Origin of the sequence: Nocardioides sp. (assembly GCF_030019515.1) — a bacterium.
GTDB lineage: Bacteria > Actinomycetota > Actinomycetes > Propionibacteriales > Nocardioidaceae > Nocardioides.
This window is the reverse complement of sequence record NZ_JASEEQ010000010.1, coordinates 49433-69204: the sequence shown is the minus strand read 5'-3', so window position 1 is coordinate 69204 and position 19772 is coordinate 49433. Positions and strand designations below refer to the sequence as shown.

Genomic DNA, 19772 nt, shown 5'->3' with positions numbered 1-19772 from the left:
CCACTCGACCTGGCTGCGATGCCGCGAGCCGAGGTGCGCAAGTTAGTGCACGCCCTCGTCGAGGAGTCGGGAGCGGAGGTCTCGGACTACCGACGTCGTGCCGACCACGATGAGCTGCACGCCGAGATGGAGCTGCTATGGGCACGCCGCTCCATCCGCGTCCGGGTGGCGGCCAGGGCCGTGGAGCCGCGTGACGTCGTGCGCTTCATCGAGTCGCTTACAGCGAACGGCGACGTGGCCGGGTGGCTCGTGGCTCCTCTCGGCACTCACGGCGACATTCCGGTCGGTCGGACGGTGGAGGTCATCGGACCTGAGCAGTTGATCGAACGCTTTGAACACTCGTCGCGGGTGGCCTGGACTGACCAGCGGCCAAGCGTGGCAATGGACCGGTTGGCACACCAGCGGGCCCTCTTCGAGGACGCTCGCTACCTCGATCCGGTCGGCATGCGGTGGCTGCCGGTCCTCGCGCACAACGAGCTGCCGGCGGAGCTCCACCAGGGTGGCGCGGCTCCACAGGACTGGTTGGAGAGGCTGACCTTCAGGATGCTGACCCACACGTTCCGCCTCGGAGGGGTGCGTTACGGCGAGGCAGCCCGGGGCAGGCGTCTCCCTGACGCATTGCTCCGATGGCCAGGGGGAGGCGAGCCACTCGCGGCCCTGCTTGACTGCAAGGCCTCCGCGGACGGGTACACCATGACCGCCGACCACTACCTCCGGTTCAAGGAGTACGCAGGCATCTGCCGCGCCGAGGCACAGTCCACCGGGCACGAGCTCCGGTACATGGTGGTGCTCTCCTCCAACTTTGCAGGCAGCGGGCGCGCGCACCCATTCCATGCCCGCCACAAGGCACTCACCAAGGACACCGGCCTATCGCTGGCCTACGTACGGGCCATCGACCTCGCCGAGGCCGCTCTGTCTGTCGAACGCGACGAAATCACCCCGGCAAACCGCGAGCGTTTACCCTGGGCCGCCCTGTTCGATGCCGGCCTCGTCGACGATCAGCATTTCCACGCCATGATCGAAAGCGCGCGGACCTGACGTGGGTACGTCGACAAGTTTCCGGTCGCCCGCGGTGCCGCGGTGGCAGGCGTTCGCCACCGCCTTGCGCTCGGACCTGCCATTGGAGCGACTCCGGTCAGAGCTGTTCAACGCCGGCGCTGAGTGGGAGTCGGCACTGGCCGACCCGTCGATCGCGTCCTTCGCCGTCCAAGTCGTCCAGAGTTTTGAGTCGTTGCCGGACAGACTGCGTGCCGTCGAGCGCCCGGAGACCGCCATTCTGGAGGCGGCTGCCGACGCGCGCCGGGCCAGTGCCGACACGGACGGCACCAGCGCAGCTCTGCCGCTGGCGGAACGGGCGCTCGTAGCTGCCCTGATGCGCGCAACCTCGGGCGACGTCAGTCTCACCCAACTGTCACCTCAGGAAGCGGCGACCCGATTTGAGGAGCGCCGAGGTGAGCCTGGCCAGCTTCTCGGTGCCTTCGTTGGGGAGCTGCTCAGCCAGTACGCCCGCCACGTCACCGCGCGCGAGATGGGTGCGATGTCCGAGACGCGGACGTCGCGGGGAGTCGACGTTCCGGGGATGTCCATCGCCGAATCGAAGCGGCTGGCTCGGTCGCTCGCCGCCGAGGCCGACACGATCGGCCGTCGCATCGGCGAGGCTCCCCAGACCGCAGCGGCCGTCCGCGCGCGTTGGGCCGCGCTGGTCGGCGACGCGTTCGCCCGCGGTCGCGCGCTTCCGGAGAGCCCGCAGTGAATGCGTACACCGTCGTGGTGAACGACTGCGCCGCGCCACCTGTACCGGGTGTCCTAACGATCAGGACGCGCGACACCCCTTACGGCACCCGCAACTTCGGCCTGCGCTTCGACGACGCTGTCGAGGGTCTGCCCGACCGGCTCAGCGAGCGACAGATGGACTGGCTGGCGATCCTAGGATCCTTATTCGCGGTCGACATGGCCTGCGAACGGGGTCGCGGCGACGTCGAGTGGGCTCGACAGATTGACGCCTACATCCCGGTCCGCGATCCAGCTTGGTGGGAGACGCTAAGACCCCAGTTCGAGTCGATCTGGTCTGATCTGACGCAGGACGACCTGACCATTCACTTTGAGGCGGACCCGACACCATCCTCCCCACCGCGGCAGTCGAAAACCCCGATCGTTGAGCACGACGGAGTAGCCCTGCTGTCGGGTGGGCAGGACTCCTTCGCAGGCGCTCTTGAGTTGCTAGACCGCGGGGCGCGTCCGTTGCTCCTGTCGCACTCGGCAAGCGGCGCCGTCAACACCGCGCAGACCCAGGTCGAGTCAATCCTCCGCGAGATCCGGCCCGACACCGTCCGCGTCCACATCGGCGCCGGCAAGGCACCAAACCAACCTTTCCCGGGTCCGGAGTCGTCGCAGCGCAGCCGCACCCTCCTCTTCGTGGGCGTCGCCGCGCTTATCGCCATCGCCGGCGGCTCGAATCGGGTGTACCTCAACGAGAACGGCATCATGGCGATCCACATCCCGCTGACCGCGGCGAGGATCGGCTCCCTGTCCACGCACACCGCCTCGCCACCCATCGTCGCTCGAATGAAGGAGCTGGCCAGAGCCGCGCTAGGCGGAGACCTCGAGATCGACAACATTCTCGTCAGCCGAACGAAACCTGAGGTTGTCGAGATCGCCGTAGCCCTAGGCCACGGAGACGACATGCAACACACCGTCTCGTGCTGGCAGATCGGTCGAACGCGAACGCACTGCGGGTACTGCGCTCCCTGCATCATGCGCCGCATCTCGTGCGAGACACACGGCGTCGCGGACGTTCCCTACGACGTGGACGTGTTCGACGATGTCCATGCACTTGACGACCAACGAGCGCGAGACAACCTCACCCACTTCGTCGCCCTGATCGACGACCTCGGCTCACTGCCCGACGTCGACCTCGAGTACGAGTACCCCGAGCTGCTGTCAGGTGCACCGGCGATGGACCTCGCAGACAGCATCGCCCTCCACCGGCGTTGGGCGGCGCAGGCGGACGCGGTCCTGAGCTCCCACAGCGTGCCAGCGGGCCTGCGATGACCCGGCTGACGTTCGGGATCTACCGCAAGGGGGTGCGTCAGCCTGGTTTCACGCTCAGCTCGACCATGGGAGACCCGGGATTTCCCACCCCGATGTTGACGGCCACCGCGGCGATCGTCAGGTACCACCGCGAGGGTGTCACGGAGGCTAGACGACGGCTCCGACGCGCCTTCGCAGACAGTTCATACTGGGGTCCCTCGGGATCCGCCCAGGCTCGAGGTTGGGCGAGCGCAATCGTCACCTGCTTCGAGCGGTACATCCAGTTGGCCCAGCGGGACGGACGCGACGCCTTCGCCGTCGACCTCAGGCATGACGTCGGCATCGGCACGCACGTCGTGGGAGCGCACGTGGACGCGGTTCTGCTCGACGAGGAAGGCTACGTTGGCCGCATCGCGCTCTGGGACCTCGCGCCTCTCACCGCCGAGCTGGCAGTGCGGTACGCCGTCCCAGCCTTCCTCGCCCTCGAAGAAGAACTGGGCGAGGGCCGGGTCATCGGCGTCGAGGTCTGGCACCTGCGCACCGGAGGAACGCACTTCGCTCCAGCAGATGCTTGTAACGCCGAGCTGCCGCGCGTCACCCGCCTGGTCGCGGAAATCGCACGCTGAGCCGGGGCGATCCTCACCCACCGGGTGCGCAGGTTCGATCACGTCGTCCTCCGCTCAATGACTTCAAATCCGCACGCTTCCGCCACCCCCGCTCATCGGCAGATCCATGCGGATCTCAGACCCCCGTCAAGTGCGGCTGACTGGGCTAAAGGGGGCGGCCGCCGTCGGTGACATGTCAAGACCCTCGAGGCCGCCTCGAATGCCGTCCCTGCTTATAGACCCATAACTATCCATCAACCAGCTGAGCCGTCGCTTGGAGTCCGCTCGCGGTACACCGCCGCCACCGCCGCTCGGGAGGATTCATCCCGGTCCGGCCAGAGGTGGCCGTAGGTGTCGAGGGTGGTCTTGGTCGAGGCGTGCCTCAGCCGCGCCTGAACGACCTTGACGTCGAGCCCCGATGCGATGAGCAGCGAAGCGAAGTAGTGCCGCAGGTCGTGGAACCGGAAGTCGTCCGGCAGCCCGACCTGGGTCCGTGTTGCGCGGACCGCGCGCTCTATCGTCCACGGCCCCGCCGGGTCGCCCCATTGATCGCTCACGACGTGGGTGCCGTTGCCGAGCCGCACCGCTTCCGCGAGCAGGTGCGCCATGTCCCTGGGGATCGGAATGGATCGTCGGCTGGTCTCGGACTTCAGCGGCTCGTCGACCCACTGCACGCTCGGCGAGATCACCCCGGTCGCGAAGTCGATGTCCTCGACCCGAAGCCCGGCCGCCTCGGCGAGACGCAGCCCGGCGTGGGCGCCGAGCAGGATCGCGGGACGTACGCCGGGCGGCACCGCGTCGTAGAGCGCCCAGACCTGTTGGGTGGTCGCGACGTACGCCCGCTGCCGACCCATGCCGGGTGAGGTGCGCCGCGAGCAGGGGTTGCGGACGACGAGGCCGTCGTGGACCGCGTCGGTGAAGAGCTGGGAGAACCGGGAGTACAGCGCGTAGATGTAGGAGTCGGCGCGGCCTTCGTCCTTGAGGGTGGCCGTCCAGGCGCGCACGTCGGAAGGCTTGATCGCCGACAGCGGCACCGAGCCGAAGTGAGCCTTGATGATCTTGAGGTGAACCTCGGCCTGGCGAACGGTCGACCTGCGGCGGGTGCCGTAGCCGGCCAGCCACTTGTCGCACCACTCCCCCACAGTCAGTTTGGCGTCCTTGGGTACGACGTGGTCACCGCGCAGCAGCGCGGAGAGCTGCTTGTCGATCCACTTCTGCGCGTCGACCTTCCGGTCGAAGGCGCGGGTGTGCTCACGACCGGCGTCGTCTACGTACCGCGCGCGCCAGCGCGTCACCTTGCCCGCGACGGGACCTCGATGGTGTTGCCGTCGGTGTCCTTGATGCGCTTGCGCCAGCGGTCTTCGACGGCGCCGCGCTGGTTGCGCCGCTGGCGCGGGAGGGTTCGGGGTTTCCTGCTCATGGGTCCGCCGTAGCGCCAGTCGCCTGTCCTGGCGACAGCGACCGCGGCTCCTGTGGATAGATCAGGCGGCTCCGGACCCTGTGGACTCGCGCTGGGCTTCGAGCCAAGCCAGGACGTCGTGGCGCCAGTAGCGCAGGCGCCGCCCGATGATGAAGCCGCACGGCCCGCTGTCGAGCACGCGCCAGTAGCGCAGTGTCGCGACGGGCATCCGGAGCAGCTCGGCGACCTCCTCGATCGTCATGAGCTGGGCGCGGAGGGGAACGTCAGTGTGGAGGGTCTCGGTCATGGTCGGCTCCTGCCTGTCGGGGTTGGTCCTACCCCTAATGGCCAGCGAGTCGATGCGAGTGGCCACCGCTACAACCGGTGGCCTCAGACCGATTATCGCCCACTTCAACCCACAGCTCAGGAGGCTAGTTCCCCACCTGCAGGAATCTTTTTGGCCGCCCAATTCGCGCGCCGGGCACGTACAGGCGTGGTCTTCACGGTTGCTCATGGGGCAACACCGGTCGACGGCCCACCGATTGCGGGACCACTTCGCCGGTCGCCAGGTCAGTGACCGCAACACCTGCCGCGTGGTACCGCTCCCAGCCAGTCAGTCCGGGGTTGGCCCGCTCAGCGGCGGCGAGCCTGCGGTGCTCGGCCTCGGTCACCGTGCAGGCCAGGGCACAGTGAGTCAGGACCATCTCGACCGCACTGGGCTCGGCGAGCATCTGCTCTATCAGCCACTTGCGTGGGTAGACGTGCTCATGCTCTAGCAGCGCTGGGTCCGTCACGCCCAAGGCATCCGCCGAGCGATAGCGGGTGCCGTATTTGCCGTTCGAAGTCCCGTGCGTGAGGAGGATCAGGACGTACTTGCTGAGCACTTCTTTACGCGTGACGTCTCGGAGGTCCGGAGACGTGACAGCAAACTTGGCGAGCGCTATCGCATCGCGGCGGACGCCCTCGGCTTGAGACGGTTCTATCCAACTCTCGTCGTTCGACACCATGACGCAGACTCTCGCAGCAGCCGCCGACACCAGGGACCGCGGGCCGCGATCTGCCCGCAAGTGGCCACAGAAGCCCTGCCTGTCCCGTTGTTGGCGGTTAGCCTTGCCCCGTTATGACCAACGGGGACGACGAACTGCGCCTTGCGGCGGAGCAGCGTGCCCGGGTGCTCATCGACAAGCAGCTCGTCGCCGCCGGCTGGGTAGTGCAGGACAAGAAGAACCTGAACCTGTTCGCCGCCCAGGGCGTCGCCGTACGCGAGTCGACCATGGCTGCGGGTCACGGTCGCGCTGATTACCTGTTGTACGTCGACAAGTCGGCCGTCGGCGTCATCGAGGCCAAGCCCGAAGGGACTCCGTTGTCAGGCGTCGAGTGGCAGTCGGCGATGTACGCCGAAGGGCTCCCCGCCGACGTACGCCTCAAGGCACTCACGGTCGATGGCCGGCTGCCGTTCGTGTTCGAGGCGTCGGGCACGGAGATCCACTACACCTGTGGCTACGACCCCGAGCCGCGAGCACGCAGGCTCTTCGCCTTCCCCAAGCCCTCGACCTTCGCCCGCATCCTGCGCGACGCCGAAGCCAGTCCCCAGGAACCGACCTGGCGCGGCAAGGTGCGCGCACTGCCCCAGTTGGACACCACTCCCCTGCGCCCGGCCCAGATCGAGGCGATCCATGGTGTCGAGCGGAGCCTGGCCGAGCAGCGGTTCAAGCGCAGCCTGGTCCAGATGGCGACCGGCGCCGGCAAGACCTACACCGCCGTCACGCAGTCCTACCGCCTGCTCAAGCACGGTGGGTTCAACCGGGTCCTGTTCCTGGTCGACCGCAACAACCTGGCCGACCAGACGCTGGCGGAGTTCCAGAACTACCGCGCCCCCGACGACGGCCGCCGGTTCACCGAGATCTACAACGTCGACAAGCTCAGCAGCGCCGGGATGCTCGGCTCCTCCAACGTGGTGATCTCGACGATCCAGCGGGTGTTCAAGGCACTGCAGGGTGCGGAGGTCAGTGGCGAGGACGATCCGGGGCTGGACGGCTTCGTCCCCGACGCCCCGGTGACCGTCTCCTACAACCCCGATCTGCCACCAGAGACCTTCGATTTGGTGATCGTCGACGAGGCGCACCGCTCCATCTACGGCGTGTGGCGCGGGGTGCTGGACTACTTCGACGCCCACGTCATCGGCCTGACCGCGACCCCCGGGAAGCAGACGTTCGGGTTCTTCGAACAGAACCTCGTCTCCGAGTACACCTACCCGCAGTCGGTCGTCGACAACGTGAACGTCGACTTCGACCTCTACCGGATCCGCACCGAGATCAGCGAGCAGGGCTCGGTGATCGAGGCCGGGACGATCGTGCCGAAGGTCGACCGCCGTACCCGCGCCGAGCGGCTGGAGGCACTGGACGAGGACCTGGAGTACACGCCGGGCCAGCTCGACCGCGCGGTCACGAGCAAGTCGCAGATCCGCACGGTGCTGGAGACCTTCCGCGAGCGGTTGTTCACCGAGATCTTCCCCGGCCGCTCCACGGTGCCGAAGACGCTGATCTTCGCCAAGGACGACAACCACGCCGAGGAGATCGTCACATGCGTGCGCGAGGTGTTCGGCAAGGGCAACGACTTCGCCGCCAAGATCACCTACAACGCCCGCGACCCCAAGGCCCAGCTTCAGGCGTTCCGTACCAGCCCGACGCTGCGGATCGCGGTCACCGTCGACATGATCGCCACCGGCACCGACGTGAAACCCCTGGAGTGCGTCTTCTTCATGCGCGACGTGCGCTCGGCGCAGTACTTCGAGCAGATGAAGGGCCGCGGCGCCCGCACCATCCCTCCCGCGGACTTCCAGGCGGTCACGCCCGACGCGACGGCGAAGACCCGGTTCGTGATCGTGGACGCGGTCGGCGTCACCGAGCACGACTTCGTCGAGCCACCGCTCAACCGGGACAGGTCGGTGTCACTGAAGAAGCTGCTCGACAAGGCGGCCGCCCTCACCCTCAGCGAGGACGAGACCGCCACCCTCGCGTCCCGGCTGGCCAAGCTCGAGCTCGAGCTCACCGACCCCGAACGCACGGAGCTCGACACCGTGGCCGGTCGGCCCGTCCGCGAGGTCATTCGGGCGCTGGTGGACGCCGTCGACCCCGAGACCCAGGCCACGCACGTAAAGGCGGGTGGCGATGTACAGGCCCTGCTCGACGCAGCCGTCGAGCCGATCGCGGCCAACCCCGACCTGCGCAACCGCATCCTCGAGCTCCGTGCCACCCACGACCGCACCATCGACGAGGTCAGCCGCGACACCCTGATCGATGCCCACGGCGTCGTCGACACCAGCCGTGCCAAGAGCGTCGTGGAGTCCTGGCGCGCCTACCTCGACGAACACCGCGCGGAGATCACCGCCATCCAGCTCCTCGCCGAGGCCCGCGACCCGAAGGTGGGGCACCGGGTGTCCTTCCACGACATCCAGGAGCTCGCCGACCGCATCGCCCGGCCGCCGTACAACTGGACCCCCGACCTCATCTGGGACGCCTACGTCGCCATCGAGGCGCCGAACGTCCGACGCAGCCCGGCCCACACCCTGACCGACCTGGTGTCCCTGGTCCGCTATACCGTCGGCACCGACGACGAACTCCTCCCCTACGCCGAGCTCGTCCGCGAGAGGTACGCCGCCTGGCTCGCCCAGCAGCAACAAGCCGGCGTCACGTTCACCGAAACCGAAGGATGGTGGCTCGACCGCATGGTCTCCGTCATCGCCTCCTCCGCCGGCATCAACGCCGCCGACCTCGACGACGCCCCCTTCACCGAACGCGGCGGCACCGACGGCGCCCTGCGCGACCTCGGCGACCGCGCCGCCGGCCTCATCGACGAACTCAACTCGGAGCTCACCGCGTGACCTGGGCACCCGAGATGACGCTAGGCGAACTCGCAGACGGTGGCCGGTTCACGGATGGCGATTGGGTCGAGTCGAAAGACCAAGACCCCGCGGGATCCATCCGTCTTACACAACTAGCGGACGTCGGAGTGGGCGAGTTCAGAAACCGGTCCAACCGCTGGATGCGACCAGATCAGGCTGCATCGTTGGGCTGCACTTTCCTACATCCCAACGACATCCTCATCGCCCGGATGCCCGATCCGATCGGTAGGGCTTGCCTCGCACCAGTCACGATCGGCAAGGCAGTCACAGCAGTTGACGTCGCCATCCTCCGCCTCTCACGTCCGGACGTAGATCCTAGCTATGTCATGTGGGCTATCAACTCGCCGCAATTCCACTCCTCCGTACTCGCCCTGCAGTCGGGGACCACGCGGAAGCGCATCTCCCGGAAGAACCTCGCGAATCTGACCGTCCCTGTCCCCCACCTCAATGAACAGCGCCGCATCGTGGACCTCCTCGAAGACCGCCTCTCCCGCCTTGACGCCGCCGACAAGGGCTTGGCCCTGTCGCTGGCCAAACTGAACAGCCTTCGTGAGCAAACGATCATTCACGCCCTCACGGCGACCGACGTGCCAGATCGTGTGGATGCCGCGCTCGCCGACGTAGGCACCGCTGACGGCGGCCTGCCTTCTATGCCGGTCGGCTGGTCATGGGCACGCCTTGGCGACGTTGCAGAAGTGGTCGGTGGGGTCACGAAGGACTCGAAGAAGCAAGACGATCCATCATTCGTTGAGGTTCCCTACTTGCGCGTGGCCAACGTCCAGCGCGGACATCTGAACCTCGACACCGTGACCCACATACGCGTTGACCCCGCCAAGGCAAAGGCACTCCGGCTGGAGGAGGGTGACGTCCTGCTGAACGAGGGCGGCGACCGGGACAAACTCGCACGCGGATGGGTGTGGGAAGGACAGATTGACGACTGCATCCACCAGAACCACGTGTTCCGTGCACGCCTGAACGAGCCGCGACTTGACCCCTACTTCCTCTCGTGGACCACCAACATCTTCGGTGGTCGGTGGGCCGAGCGGAACGGCAAGCAGAGCGTCAACTTGGCTTCGATCAGCCTGAGCATGATCCGCAAGATGCCTGTGATCGTTCCCGCTGACGGAGAGGCCCAGCGGGTTGTGGTCTCGCTTCACGACCAGTTGGCGTCCTACGACAGGTTGGCATCCGCTATCACCGAGTCACGCAACCGTGGGAAGGCACTCCGCCGTTCCCTGCTTACTGCCGCTTTCTCCGGCCGCCTCTTGGGAGACCACGCCGATGCATCGGTAGCAGAGGAGATGATCCACGCATGAGAGCCGGAGACGAGTTGCTCGGCGCGGTCTTCAACAAGGATCACCGCTACGTGATCCCGATCTTCCAGCGACCATACGTGTGGGACGAGGAGGAGAACTGGATTCCCCTGTGGGACGACATCCGCAAGGCTGCCGAGTCCGCGGAGACACAATCCGCGGAGGGTGACGACGAGGATGCGCAGGAATACTTCCTCGGCGCCCTCGTGACACAGCATCGCAGCCCGATTCCGCGACGTACGCCCACCTCCATGGTGATCGACGGGCAGCAGCGGATCACTACCTTCCAGGTATTCCTGGCGGCGGCTCGTCGCGTTGCCCTCGAGTTCGGAGCACTCCATGCCGCCGATAGCTTTGCGGCTCTGGTCCGCAACCGTGTGAGCGTCGACAGCGAGCATCCAGAGGACCGGCTCAAGGTCGCACCCCTCGCCCACGACTTGCGAGGCTTCGAATGGGCGGTCCGCGATCCCGACGACGTGTCCTCCCCGCCGAGCGCTGGCCACAAGCTCGTTCGGGCATCCCTCTGGTTCGAAGACGCGGTCCGCGACTGGGTCAAGGAATCCTCGTCATCGGGCGACCGGCTCGACTTCCTCCACTTCGCCGTCGAGAACCGGATCAAAGTGGTGAGCATCTTCCTCGACGCGAAGGACGACCCGCAGATCATCTTCGAAGCCCTCAACCACCGCGGCGTCCGCCTGGACGCTGCTGACCTTGTCAAGAACCTGCTCTTCCAGATGCTCGACCGCCAGGGCGACCACCACCTTGAGCATGAACTGCTGAACGACCACTGGTCCGTGCTCGACAGCGGGCACTGGCGTGAGGAGGTCACCACAGGCCGCATCAAGCGAGTGCGGGTCGACATCCTCCTGGCCTACTGGCTGAGCGCGCAGCGCGGCGAGGAATCCTCAGTCGAGCACCTCTTCGAGGACTTCAAGCGCTGGATGCGTGCAACACAGGCCAGGGCTGCCGAGGTAATTCGAGACATCCGGGTCTACGCAGACACGATGGACCGTCTGCAACGGCTTCCGATGAGTTCCCCGGTCGCGCAGGCCCTCGACCGGCTGGACGCCACGAAGACCACCACGCCCTGGCCGCTGATCCTCTTCCTCCACGCCTCGTCCGAGATCCCTGATGATCAGGCCCTGATCGGCACGCTCGCAATCGACTCGTTCCTCATGCGCCGGGCGATCTGTCGCATGACCACCAAGGACTACAACCGGCTGTTCGGCACTCTCCTCGGTGCGATCAAGACCGGCGATGTCACCCGGGCCGGAGACCTGCTCGTCGCGGGTCTCGCGAGCCAAACGGCCGAGAGCCGGATCTGGCCCGACGACTCAGCATTCATCAGCGGGCTGATGAACAACAACCTCTACAACGACCTGGTCCGCGCCCGTCTACGCACCCTCTTGGTGGGACTGGAGAACCACCTGCTCACGAGTCGCGCCGAGCCCACCCTGCCCCACCGAGCAGCCAGCAAGGCCCTAACGATCGAGCACGTCATGCCGGTGAAGTGGGAGGAGAACTGGTCACTGCCAGATGGCGTGCCAGGGTCGGCCATCGAGCGACGCAACAACTCGATCCACCGCCTCGGCAACCTGACCCTGGCCACGCAGAGCCTCAACTCAACTCTGAGCAACCAGGCCTGGAACAAGAAGCGACACACGCTCCAGACCCATAGCCTCGCCCGTTTGACGACCGGATCGATCCTGACCTCCCCTGAAGGTGTCGACAACTTCACCCAAGACGAATGGGTCGCGACCTGGGACGAGGACCGGATCGGTCTCCGGGAGCTGGCTCTCATCAGGGGCGCACTCGCTGCCTGGCCCCGGCCGAGTGAGCCGGATGCCGACTTCGTCGACTTGGAAACCTTCCATGTGACGGAGGCGGCCCGGGCCGCGGAGGAACGGACACGAACGGACAACCTTGTACACGGCGATCTGCTACCGCTCATCGTGCGCGGGCTGGTAGTACCCGGCGACCGGTTGCGCCATCAGAAAGTGCGCTCCGGCACGGAATTCCATGCCACGGTAACGGGCTCCGGCGGTCTGGACACGTCGGCTGGCCACTTCCGCGCCCCTTCACCCGCTTTGTCGAAACTTGTCGGCAGTTCACGCAATGGCTGGACTGACTGGACGCATGCTCCGACCGGGAAGACGCTCGCCGAGCTTCGAGAGATGTTGCGCGAGTCGTTACGAGAAGGAGCAGAGGACGACGGAGAAGCCGATGGATGACACGACGTTCGCCATGGAGGGACACACGATCGACCTGGATCAGCTCTATCGAGCGATGCACGCCCAATCTGTGCTCGAGGGTGACATCCGTGTCTTCCATGGCAACAGCAACGATGTCCGCGCCGTGAAGCGGCTGCTCCACGAGCTCTTCGATGTCCCGGTGCGCGACACGATGCACCCCCTGAACAACCGCATCCGCAAAGAGGCTGAGATCCGAATGGCGGCCCTGGGCTGGGCAACCAAGGACCCCGGCCGGTCGGCCCGCTACGAGCTCCACCGAAAGCTGTGATCATGGCGATTCCTGACTCACGCCGCTTGGTCGACAAGCTCTGGTCGTACTGCAACGTCCTCCGAGACGACGGCGTCGGCGTAATCGAGTACACCGAGCAGCTCACCTACCTGCTGTTCCTGAAGATGGCCCACGAACGCGCCACCCGGAAGCTGAACCCGCATCAGATCGTGCCGGCTGAATACTCCTGGCAACGGCTCCTGGACGCCGAGGGCACCGAGCTCGAGGTCGTGTACACCCAGATCCTGGTCGGATTGGCGCAGCAGCCCGGCACACTGGGCACGATCTTCCGCAAGTCGCAGAACCGCATCCAGGACCCGGCCAAGCTCAAGAGGCTCATCGTCGACCTGATTGACCAGGAAAATTGGTCCGCGTCCGGCACCGACCTCAAGGGTGACGCCTACGAGGAGCTGCTCTCCAAGGGCGCATCCGACAAGGGCTCGGGGGCGGGGCAGTACTTCACCCCCCGAGACCTCATCGCCGGAATCGTCGACGTGATCGACCCTGAGCCCGGCGACACGGTGGTCGACCCGGCTTGCGGCACCGGGGGCTTCCTGCTCGTCGCGCATGAGCATGCAGCCCGCAACGCCGAGAACCTCACGCCCACTGAGCGCGCGCACCTTCGCGATGGGTTCGCTTCCGGCTACGAGCTCGTCGACGGTACCGCCCGGCTCGCGGCGATGAACCTGCTGCTGCATGGCATCGGCACGCCGGACGGCGACTCACTCATCCAGGTGCGCGACGCCCTGATCGCCGACCCTGGCCCGCGCTGGTCCGTCGTACTCTCCAACCCACCGTTCGGCCGCAAGTCGTCCCTGACGATGGTCGGCGCCGATGGCCGCGAGGTCCGCGAAGACCGCGAGATCGAACGCCAGGACTTCGTCGTCACCACGTCGAACAAGCAGCTCAACTTCGTCCAGCACATCATGACGATCCTCGACATCAACGGCCGCGCCGCCGTCGTCCTCCCCGACAACGTGCTCTTCGAAGGGGGCGCCGGCGAGACCCTGCGCAAGAAGCTGCTGGCCGACTTCGACCTACACACCATGCTGCGCCTGCCGACCGGGATCTTCTACGCCCAAGGCGTGAAGGCCAACGTGCTGTTCTTCGACAAGAAGCCAGCGTCCGAGCAGCCGTGGACCTCGAAGCTGTGGGTCTACGACCTGCGCACCAACCAACACTTCACGCTCAAGCAGAATCCCCTGCGCCGCCAACACCTCGACGACTTCGTCGAGTCCTACCTGGCTGGCAAGGACCGCACCGAGCGAGTCGAGTCCGAACGATGGAAGTCGTTCACGTACGACGAGCTGGTCGCCCGTGACAAGGCCAACCTCGACATCACATGGCTGCGCGATGAGTCGCTCGAGGACGCAGACAACCTGCCCGCGCCCGAGATCATCGCCCGCGAAATCGTCGAGGACCTCACCGCTGCGCTCGCCGAGTTCGAGGCTGTGGCGGCGGCCCTCGAAGCGGGCGCCTCCACCGAGTAGTCCGAAGAGTCCGGTCGGCGGGGCGAGCATCGACGCTCGCCTTCACCTCTCCACCGCCACCCTCACCTCGCCCCCCTTATCCGCTCTCACATTCCCCCTTCTCCTGTCCTTGTCCCTCTCCTCTCGCCCCTCCTCCCTCTCCCTCCGCTCGCCCTCCCTTCTCCTCTCATTCCCCACACACCTCTTTCATCCACAGCCCGGGCGGTGGCCACTCGCGTTCCGCGCGCGGCCGTTTGGGATGTGACCATGACGCTTCACAAGCTCTCGGCGGGGTCGGGGTATGAGTACCTGACGCGGCAGGTCGCTGCCCTCGACTCGACGGAGAAGGTCGCTATTCCCCTGGCCGACTACTACTCGGCGAAGGGCGAGTCGCCCGGGCGCTGGGTCGGCTCCGGGCTCGTCGGCCTCGACGGCCTGGAAGTCGGCGACGTGGTGACGGCCGAGCAGATGAAGCACCTGTTCGGCACCGGGTCGCACCCGCTCACGGACGAGCCACTCGGGGCGGCTTACAAGGTCTACGACAACACCGGCGTCGACGGGTTCAACGCCGAAGTCGCCCGGCGAGTGCGTGCCACGGGCGAGTTGAAGCCGCCGTACGACGTGCTCGCCCGGGTGCGCTCCAAGGTCGCGCGTGAGCGGTTTGTCGCCGACCACGGACGCGATCCGGCGACCGCCCGGGAACTGTCCGATGCGCTGGCTCGCTACTCCCGGCCACGGCAGACGGCGGTCGCTGGGACGCTTGAAAGTGAGGCAGTAGCGACGGTCGAAGACGAGGCCACCCAGCTCTGCGAAGGGGGTCGGAAGCGCGACCGCGGCCAAGCTGGTCAGGTCGATCGGCTCTGCGGCCCCGGTCATAGCACCTTGGACAGGAAGGCCTGGGTGCGCGCGTGCTGTGGGTTGCTGAGGACGTCCTTCGGGGAGCCGCTCTCGACGACGACGCCCTGGTCCATGAAGACCATCGAGTCGCCGACCTCGCGTGCGAATCCCATCTCGTGTGTGACGACCACCATGGTCATGCCGGACTCGGCCAGTTGCCGCATCACGTCGAGCACCTCCCCCACCAGCTCTGGGTCCAGGGCGGACGTGGGCTCGTCGAAGAGCATCAGCTTGGGCTCCATCGCCAGTGCACGTGCGATGGCGACCCGCTGCTGCTGTCCGCCGGAGAGCATCCCGGGGTAGGCCCCGCACTTGTCGGCCAGGCCGACCCGCTCCAGCAGGTCGAGCGCCCGCTTGCGCGCAGCAGCGGTCTTCTCCCTGCGCACCTGCACCGGTGCCTCCATGACGTTCTGGAGCGCGGTCATGTGGGGGAACAGGTTGAACCGCTGGAAGACCATGCCGATGTCGAGCCGTTGGGAGGCGATCTCACGCTCTCGCATCTCGTACAGCTTGCCCTTGCGCTCCTCGAACCCGACGAGCCGGCCCCGGACCCTCAGGGTCCCGCCGTCGAGGCGCTCGAGGTGATTAATGCAGCGCAGGAAGGTCGACTTGCCCGAGCCCGAGGGTCCGACCAGGCACATCACCTCTCCCTCGGCGACGTCGAGATCGATGCCCCTGAGCACCTGGAGGCTGCCGTAGTACTTGCGCACCCCGCGGGCCTCCACCATGGGTCCAGTCATCTGGTCCTCCCCAGTCTGAGGTTGGCGGCCACCTGCCCGAGCAGGCCGCGGGAACGGGTCGCGCGGGAGGTTCCCCGAGAGAACCGTCGCTCGAGGTAGTACTGACCCACCGAGAAGACCGACGTCAACACCAGGTACCACAAGGAGACGGTGAAGAGCAGCTCGATCACCATGAGGTTGCTGGAGTAGATGCCGACCGCGGAGAGCAGCAGCTCGTCGAACTGGACCGCGTACGCCAATGACGAGGTCTTGAGCATGTTGATGAACTCGTTGCCAGTCGGCGGGATGATCACGCGCATCGCCTGGGGCAGCACGATCCGACGCATGGTCTTCGTCGGGGACAGACCCAGCGCGTGCGCCGCCTCCGTCTGACCATGGTCGACCGAGCCGATGCCGGCCCTCACGATCTCGGCCATGTAGGCACCTTCGTTGATGCCCAGACCCAGCAGCGCAGCCAGGAAGGGAGTCATCAACGAGTTGGTGTCCCACGACGCGATGCCGGGTAAGCCGATCGTCGGGAAGACGAGCGAGAGGTTGTACCACACGAGGAGCTGGACCAGCACCGGCGTGCCGCGGAAGAACCAGATGTAGAACCACGCGACCGCGGACGTCACCGGGTTCTTCGACGTGCGCATCACCGCTGCGACCACACCCAGCCCGACGCCGAGTGCCTGCGCGAGCAGGCTGATCAGCAGAGTGTTCCACATCCCGCTGACGATCGTGTCGGCCGTGAAGTACTGCCAGGTCGTGCCGTAGTCGATGTTGCCCTGCGAGAACCCGTAGACCAGGACCACGAGCAGGGCGATCACGACCGCCGCGCCGACCCACCTGCCGTAGTGACGGACCGGGACCGCCACGATGTCGGCGTTGCCGGTCATCGAATCAACTCCCGCCGTTGACGGTCGCCTCATCGATAGCACCGAGAGGCGTGTCGTACTCCTCGATCAGATCCTGGTAGTCGCCGGAGTCGATGAGGGCCTGCATGGCCTGCTGGAGCGCATCCCGGAGCTCGGCGTTCTCCTTGCTCACGCCGATGCCGAGGGGGCCGGCGTCGATCTGGTCACCGACGACCTCGAAGTCGTTGCCGCCACCGGACGTCCGGGCGTTGTACGTCGCGACCGGATAGTCCTGAAGCCCGGAGACCGCCCGGCCGTTCTTCACCTGGAGCATCGCCTCGGTCTCCCGGTCGAACTCGAGAAGGTCGATCGGATCCTGGCCGTCGGCCTCGCACTGCTTGCTCTGGTCCTTGGCGTAGCCGGCCTGCGTCGTGCCGCGCTGGACGGCGACCGTCATGCCGCACAGGTCGGCGATCGAGGTGAGCCCCTCGGGGTTCCCCTTGGCGACCAGCAACATGGCACCGGCACGGTAGTAGTCGACGAAGTCGATCTCCTGCTGGCGCTCCGCGGTGTCGCTCATCCCGGAGATCGCGACATCGATCCGGTCGGACTTCAGCTGCGTGATCAGGCTGTCGAAGACGGCGTTGTTCCACTCGAACTCCACCCCTAGCTGCTCGGTGAGCAGGTCGGTGAGGTCCTTGTCGAAGCCCACTACGGTCGTGCCGTCGGTGTCGTAGTACTCCATCGGCGCGTAGGCGATGTCCGAGCCCACCCTGATCGCGCCGGAGTCCTGGAACTTCTGGGGCAGGGCGTCGAACAGCGGAGCCTCGGCGCCCGCGGCGTCCGGGCCGGAGTCGGTGTTATCCGAGCCGCCGCCACAAGAGGCGAGCACCATCGAGGCCAGGACCGACGCGGCCACTGCAGCGGTGATCCGGGGGGTGAGACGGGTCTTCTTCACGGGAGTTCTCCTGAGGATGCGTGCCTGGACAGCTGGGCGGATGGGGCGGGGCATGGTGCGATCAGGTGAGCGGAATGGTGTGTGTTGCCGTGGTCATCTCCTCGACCACGTCGGTCAGGACCTCGACTCCCAGCCCGGGTCCGGTCGGCACGGCGAGGTGTCCGTCGTCGAGCACGAAGGGCGGAGTGAGGTCGGTGGTGAAGTAGCGGTCGGACGCGGAGGTGTCGCCCGGCATGACGAAGCCCGGAAGCGCCGCCAGGGCCACGTTCGGTGCCCGGCCGATGCCGGTCTCCAACATCCCGCCGCACCACACGGGCACCCCGTTTGCGACGGCGACGTCGTGGATCCGGCGAGCCTCGAGGTAGCCGCCGACGCGAGCGGGCTTGACGTTGATCACCGAGCAGGCGCCCAGGGCGATGGCAGTGGCTGCGTCGCGTGCCGACGTGATGGACTCGTCGAGGCAGACCGGGGTGCGCAGGACTTCGGCCAGCGCGGCATGGCCCCGCAGATCGTCCTCAGCCAGCGGCTGCTCGATGAGTAGCAGGTCGAAGGGGTCGAGGCGGGCCAGGTGCTGGGCATCGGCCAGGGTGTACGCCGTGTTGGCGTCGACCTGGAGCAGCAGGTCGTCGCCGAACTTCTCTCGCACGACCCGCACCGGCTCGAGGTCCCACCCGGGTTCGATCTTGAGCTTGATCCGCCGGTAGCCCTGGGCCAGGTAGTCCGAGACATGGCTGACCAGCTCGTCGATCGTGTCCATGATCCCCACGGAGACTCCAGCCGGGACGCGGTCCACCACCGCTCCCAGGTAGCGGCCGAACGACATGTCCGCCGCACGCAGCTCGGCATCGAGTACCGCGGTCTCGAGCACGTGCTTGGCCATCGGGTGGCCCTTGACAGGAGCCAGGGCGGTGGGGACGCGGGTGGCGGAGAGGGCGTCCCCCAGGGCCAGGAGCCGAGGAACCAGATGGTCACGAAGCACCATCTCGGCGCCGGCCAGGAACTCCTCGCTGTAGAGCGGCTCGGGCTCGGCGGCGCACTCGGCCCACCCCTCGAAGCCCTCGTCGGTCACGAGGCGCAGTAGGAACGTGTCGCGGTCGTGAGCCGTCCCGAAGCTCGTGCGGAACGGGGTCACCAGCGGCAGCTTGACCCAGCGCAGTTCCAGGTGGGCGATCCTCATCAGTGCTCCTTCTCCAGGTGGTACCAGCCGGTTCGGCCGGCCGAGGTCGCGACGAAGCCGTCGGCGAAGGCGGGCCGCAGCCACGCGCCGACCGCTTCACGCCACGCGCTCGCCAGGCCGGGGTCGGTTCGGCGCAGGCTGACCACGTCGGTGGGGACCCGGCACCACGCCTCCCTCGTCGAGAGCTGCCAGGCCGGGCCGCCGTCGGGGCCGCATTCGACCGCCGTCAGGTCCGCCTCGGCGGGCGCCTCGGCCGGGACGGCGGTGCCCTCACTGGCACTCACCGCCCTCGCCGAGTCGAGCTGCCACTCGGCCACCAGCCGATCCGCGACGTCGTCCCCGTTGAGAGCATCCGACATGCGGCCGTAGAAGGCGGGTTCGTAGATGCACGCTCGCGCCCCGAGCTTCGAGAGGTTGAAGCGGGCATTGCGGCTGACGAGCGGGTCGAAGGTCCAGCGCATCGTGGTCAGGCCCTCGCCGAGCGCCCACGCCCGCTGGTGCTGCTTGAGCGCGAAGCCGGTGCCTCGATCGGCACTGCTCGGAAGGGTCGCGGCGAGATAGGAGTAGCAGGCAGCTCCGACCGATCGGCCGAGGACCGCCACGCCCAGGAGCCGGTCCGTCCCGTAGGCCGCCGACACCAGACCGCCGGCGTGCACGAGCGAGCGCATCATCTCGCGGGGCAGCGGTACGCCCTCCGGGGTGCGTCCCCACACCGCTTCGAGCAGCGCCGAGGCGTCGCGCAGGTCGGCGATCGATTCCAGGCCGGTGACGGTCACTCCGGCCCGCGCGGCCGCCGCGGACGCGGCCCGGCTCGCCTGGGCTGCGGTGTTGAAGCTCGTCCCCGAGGACGTTCCTGTCGCTCGCACACAAGGATCCTCGGCCACGGCGCCACGCCCTGGCTTTGGCGGGACGTCCAAATGGTCC

19 protein-coding genes and 1 pseudogene are annotated in these 19772 nt (G+C 66.9%); 10 read left to right on the top strand and 10 right to left on the bottom strand.

Annotated elements, in window-relative coordinates; translation table 11 throughout:
- The first annotated feature begins 45 nt into the window (after positions 1-45).
- The 4 genes from QMC84_RS14830 to QMC84_RS14815 are packed head-to-tail and all read left to right on the top strand — an operon-like array spanning position 46 to position 3656.
- Positions 46-1038, top strand: a complete 993-nt coding sequence (locus tag QMC84_RS14830) for a hypothetical protein (RefSeq protein WP_300375881.1) — start codon at positions 46-48, stop codon at positions 1036-1038.
- Between the two features lie 34 nt (positions 1039-1072).
- The gene (locus tag QMC84_RS14825) at positions 1073-1753 is read left to right on the top strand and encodes a hypothetical protein (protein WP_300375879.1); all 681 of its coding nucleotides are present in this window, start codon (positions 1073-1075) and stop codon (positions 1751-1753) included.
- Positions 1750-3051, top strand: coding sequence for a 7-cyano-7-deazaguanine synthase (locus QMC84_RS14820; protein WP_300375877.1), 1302 nt, complete (start codon positions 1750-1752; stop codon positions 3049-3051). The genes QMC84_RS14825 and QMC84_RS14820 overlap by 4 nt, the downstream gene beginning before the upstream one ends.
- A complete protein-coding gene (locus QMC84_RS14815) occupies positions 3048-3656 on the top strand; it encodes a hypothetical protein (RefSeq protein WP_300375875.1) in 609 nt (202 codons plus the stop codon). The genes QMC84_RS14820 and QMC84_RS14815 overlap by 4 nt, the downstream gene beginning before the upstream one ends.
- Before the next feature lie 233 nt (positions 3657-3889).
- Here the strand turns inward: QMC84_RS14815 and QMC84_RS14810 are convergent, their stop codons facing one another.
- The 4 genes from QMC84_RS14810 to QMC84_RS14795 form a co-directional block, all read right to left on the bottom strand.
- Positions 3890-4930 (bottom strand): site-specific integrase, encoded by a 1041-nt coding sequence (locus QMC84_RS14810; protein WP_300375873.1) that lies wholly within the window; start codon positions 4928-4930, stop codon positions 3890-3892.
- Complete coding sequence (locus QMC84_RS14805) at positions 4927-5055, bottom strand: hypothetical protein (RefSeq protein WP_300375871.1); 129 nt, start codon at positions 5053-5055, stop codon at positions 4927-4929. The genes QMC84_RS14810 and QMC84_RS14805 overlap by 4 nt, the downstream gene beginning before the upstream one ends.
- A gap of 61 nt (positions 5056-5116) precedes the next feature.
- Positions 5117-5341 carry a helix-turn-helix domain-containing protein gene (locus QMC84_RS14800; RefSeq protein WP_300375869.1) on the bottom strand — a complete coding sequence of 75 codons (225 nt, stop codon included), beginning with the start codon at positions 5339-5341 and terminating at the stop codon, positions 5117-5119.
- A gap of 193 nt (positions 5342-5534) precedes the next feature.
- On the bottom strand, positions 5535-6041 hold the full coding sequence (locus QMC84_RS14795; RefSeq protein WP_300375867.1) for a hypothetical protein: 507 nt from the start codon (positions 6039-6041) through the stop codon (positions 5535-5537).
- A gap of 113 nt (positions 6042-6154) precedes the next feature.
- On the opposite strand from QMC84_RS14795, the gene QMC84_RS14790 reads away from it, so the two are divergent.
- The 5 genes from QMC84_RS14790 to QMC84_RS14770 are packed head-to-tail and all read left to right on the top strand — an operon-like array spanning position 6155 to position 14261.
- Positions 6155-8917, top strand: a complete 2763-nt coding sequence (locus QMC84_RS14790) for a DEAD/DEAH box helicase family protein (protein ID WP_300375865.1) — start codon at positions 6155-6157, stop codon at positions 8915-8917.
- Positions 8914-10254 (top strand): restriction endonuclease subunit S, encoded by a 1341-nt coding sequence (locus QMC84_RS14785; RefSeq protein ID WP_300375863.1) that lies wholly within the window; start codon positions 8914-8916, stop codon positions 10252-10254. Before QMC84_RS14790 ends, QMC84_RS14785 begins: the two co-directional genes overlap by 4 nt.
- Complete coding sequence (locus QMC84_RS14780) at positions 10251-12482, top strand: DUF262 domain-containing protein (protein ID WP_300375861.1); 2232 nt, start codon at positions 10251-10253, stop codon at positions 12480-12482. Before QMC84_RS14785 ends, QMC84_RS14780 begins: the two co-directional genes overlap by 4 nt.
- Entirely contained in the window at positions 12475-12771 is a 297-nt protein-coding gene (locus QMC84_RS14775) for a hypothetical protein (RefSeq protein ID WP_300375859.1), read from the top strand. The genes QMC84_RS14780 and QMC84_RS14775 overlap by 8 nt, the downstream gene beginning before the upstream one ends.
- A 2-nt stretch (positions 12772-12773) precedes the next feature.
- Entirely contained in the window at positions 12774-14261 is a 1488-nt protein-coding gene (locus tag QMC84_RS14770; protein ID WP_300375857.1) for a class I SAM-dependent DNA methyltransferase, read from the top strand.
- A 42-nt stretch (positions 14262-14303) separates the two neighbouring features.
- Here QMC84_RS14770 and QMC84_RS14765 read toward each other — a convergent pair whose 3' ends face one another.
- Positions 14304-14438: a hypothetical protein gene (locus QMC84_RS14765; RefSeq protein WP_300375855.1), complete on the bottom strand. Its 135-nt coding sequence runs from the start codon at positions 14436-14438 to the stop codon at positions 14304-14306.
- Between the two features lie 69 nt (positions 14439-14507).
- Between QMC84_RS14765 and QMC84_RS14760 the strand changes: the two are divergent.
- Positions 14508-14789: pseudogene (locus tag QMC84_RS14760) on the top strand (relaxase domain-containing protein); the annotation flags it as partial.
- A 323-nt stretch (positions 14790-15112) separates the two neighbouring features.
- On the opposite strand, the gene QMC84_RS14755 reads toward QMC84_RS14760, so the two are convergent.
- The 5 genes from QMC84_RS14755 to QMC84_RS14735 form a co-directional block, all read right to left on the bottom strand.
- Positions 15113-15877: an amino acid ABC transporter ATP-binding protein gene (locus QMC84_RS14755; RefSeq protein WP_300375853.1), complete on the bottom strand. Its 765-nt coding sequence runs from the start codon at positions 15875-15877 to the stop codon at positions 15113-15115.
- Positions 15874-16755, bottom strand: coding sequence for an amino acid ABC transporter permease (locus tag QMC84_RS14750; RefSeq protein WP_300375851.1), 882 nt, complete (start codon positions 16753-16755; stop codon positions 15874-15876). The genes QMC84_RS14755 and QMC84_RS14750 overlap by 4 nt, the downstream gene beginning before the upstream one ends.
- A 4-nt stretch (positions 16756-16759) precedes the next feature.
- Complete coding sequence (locus QMC84_RS14745) at positions 16760-17671, bottom strand: ABC transporter substrate-binding protein (protein WP_300375850.1); 912 nt, start codon at positions 17669-17671, stop codon at positions 16760-16762.
- 61 nt (positions 17672-17732) lie between these two features.
- Entirely contained in the window at positions 17733-18848 is a 1116-nt protein-coding gene (gene menC, locus QMC84_RS14740) for an o-succinylbenzoate synthase (protein WP_300375848.1), read from the bottom strand.
- Entirely contained in the window at positions 18848-19714 is an 867-nt protein-coding gene (locus QMC84_RS14735; RefSeq protein ID WP_300375846.1) for a GNAT family N-acetyltransferase, read from the bottom strand. The genes menC and QMC84_RS14735 overlap by 1 nt, the downstream gene beginning before the upstream one ends.
- Between the last annotated feature and the right edge of the window lie 58 nt (positions 19715-19772).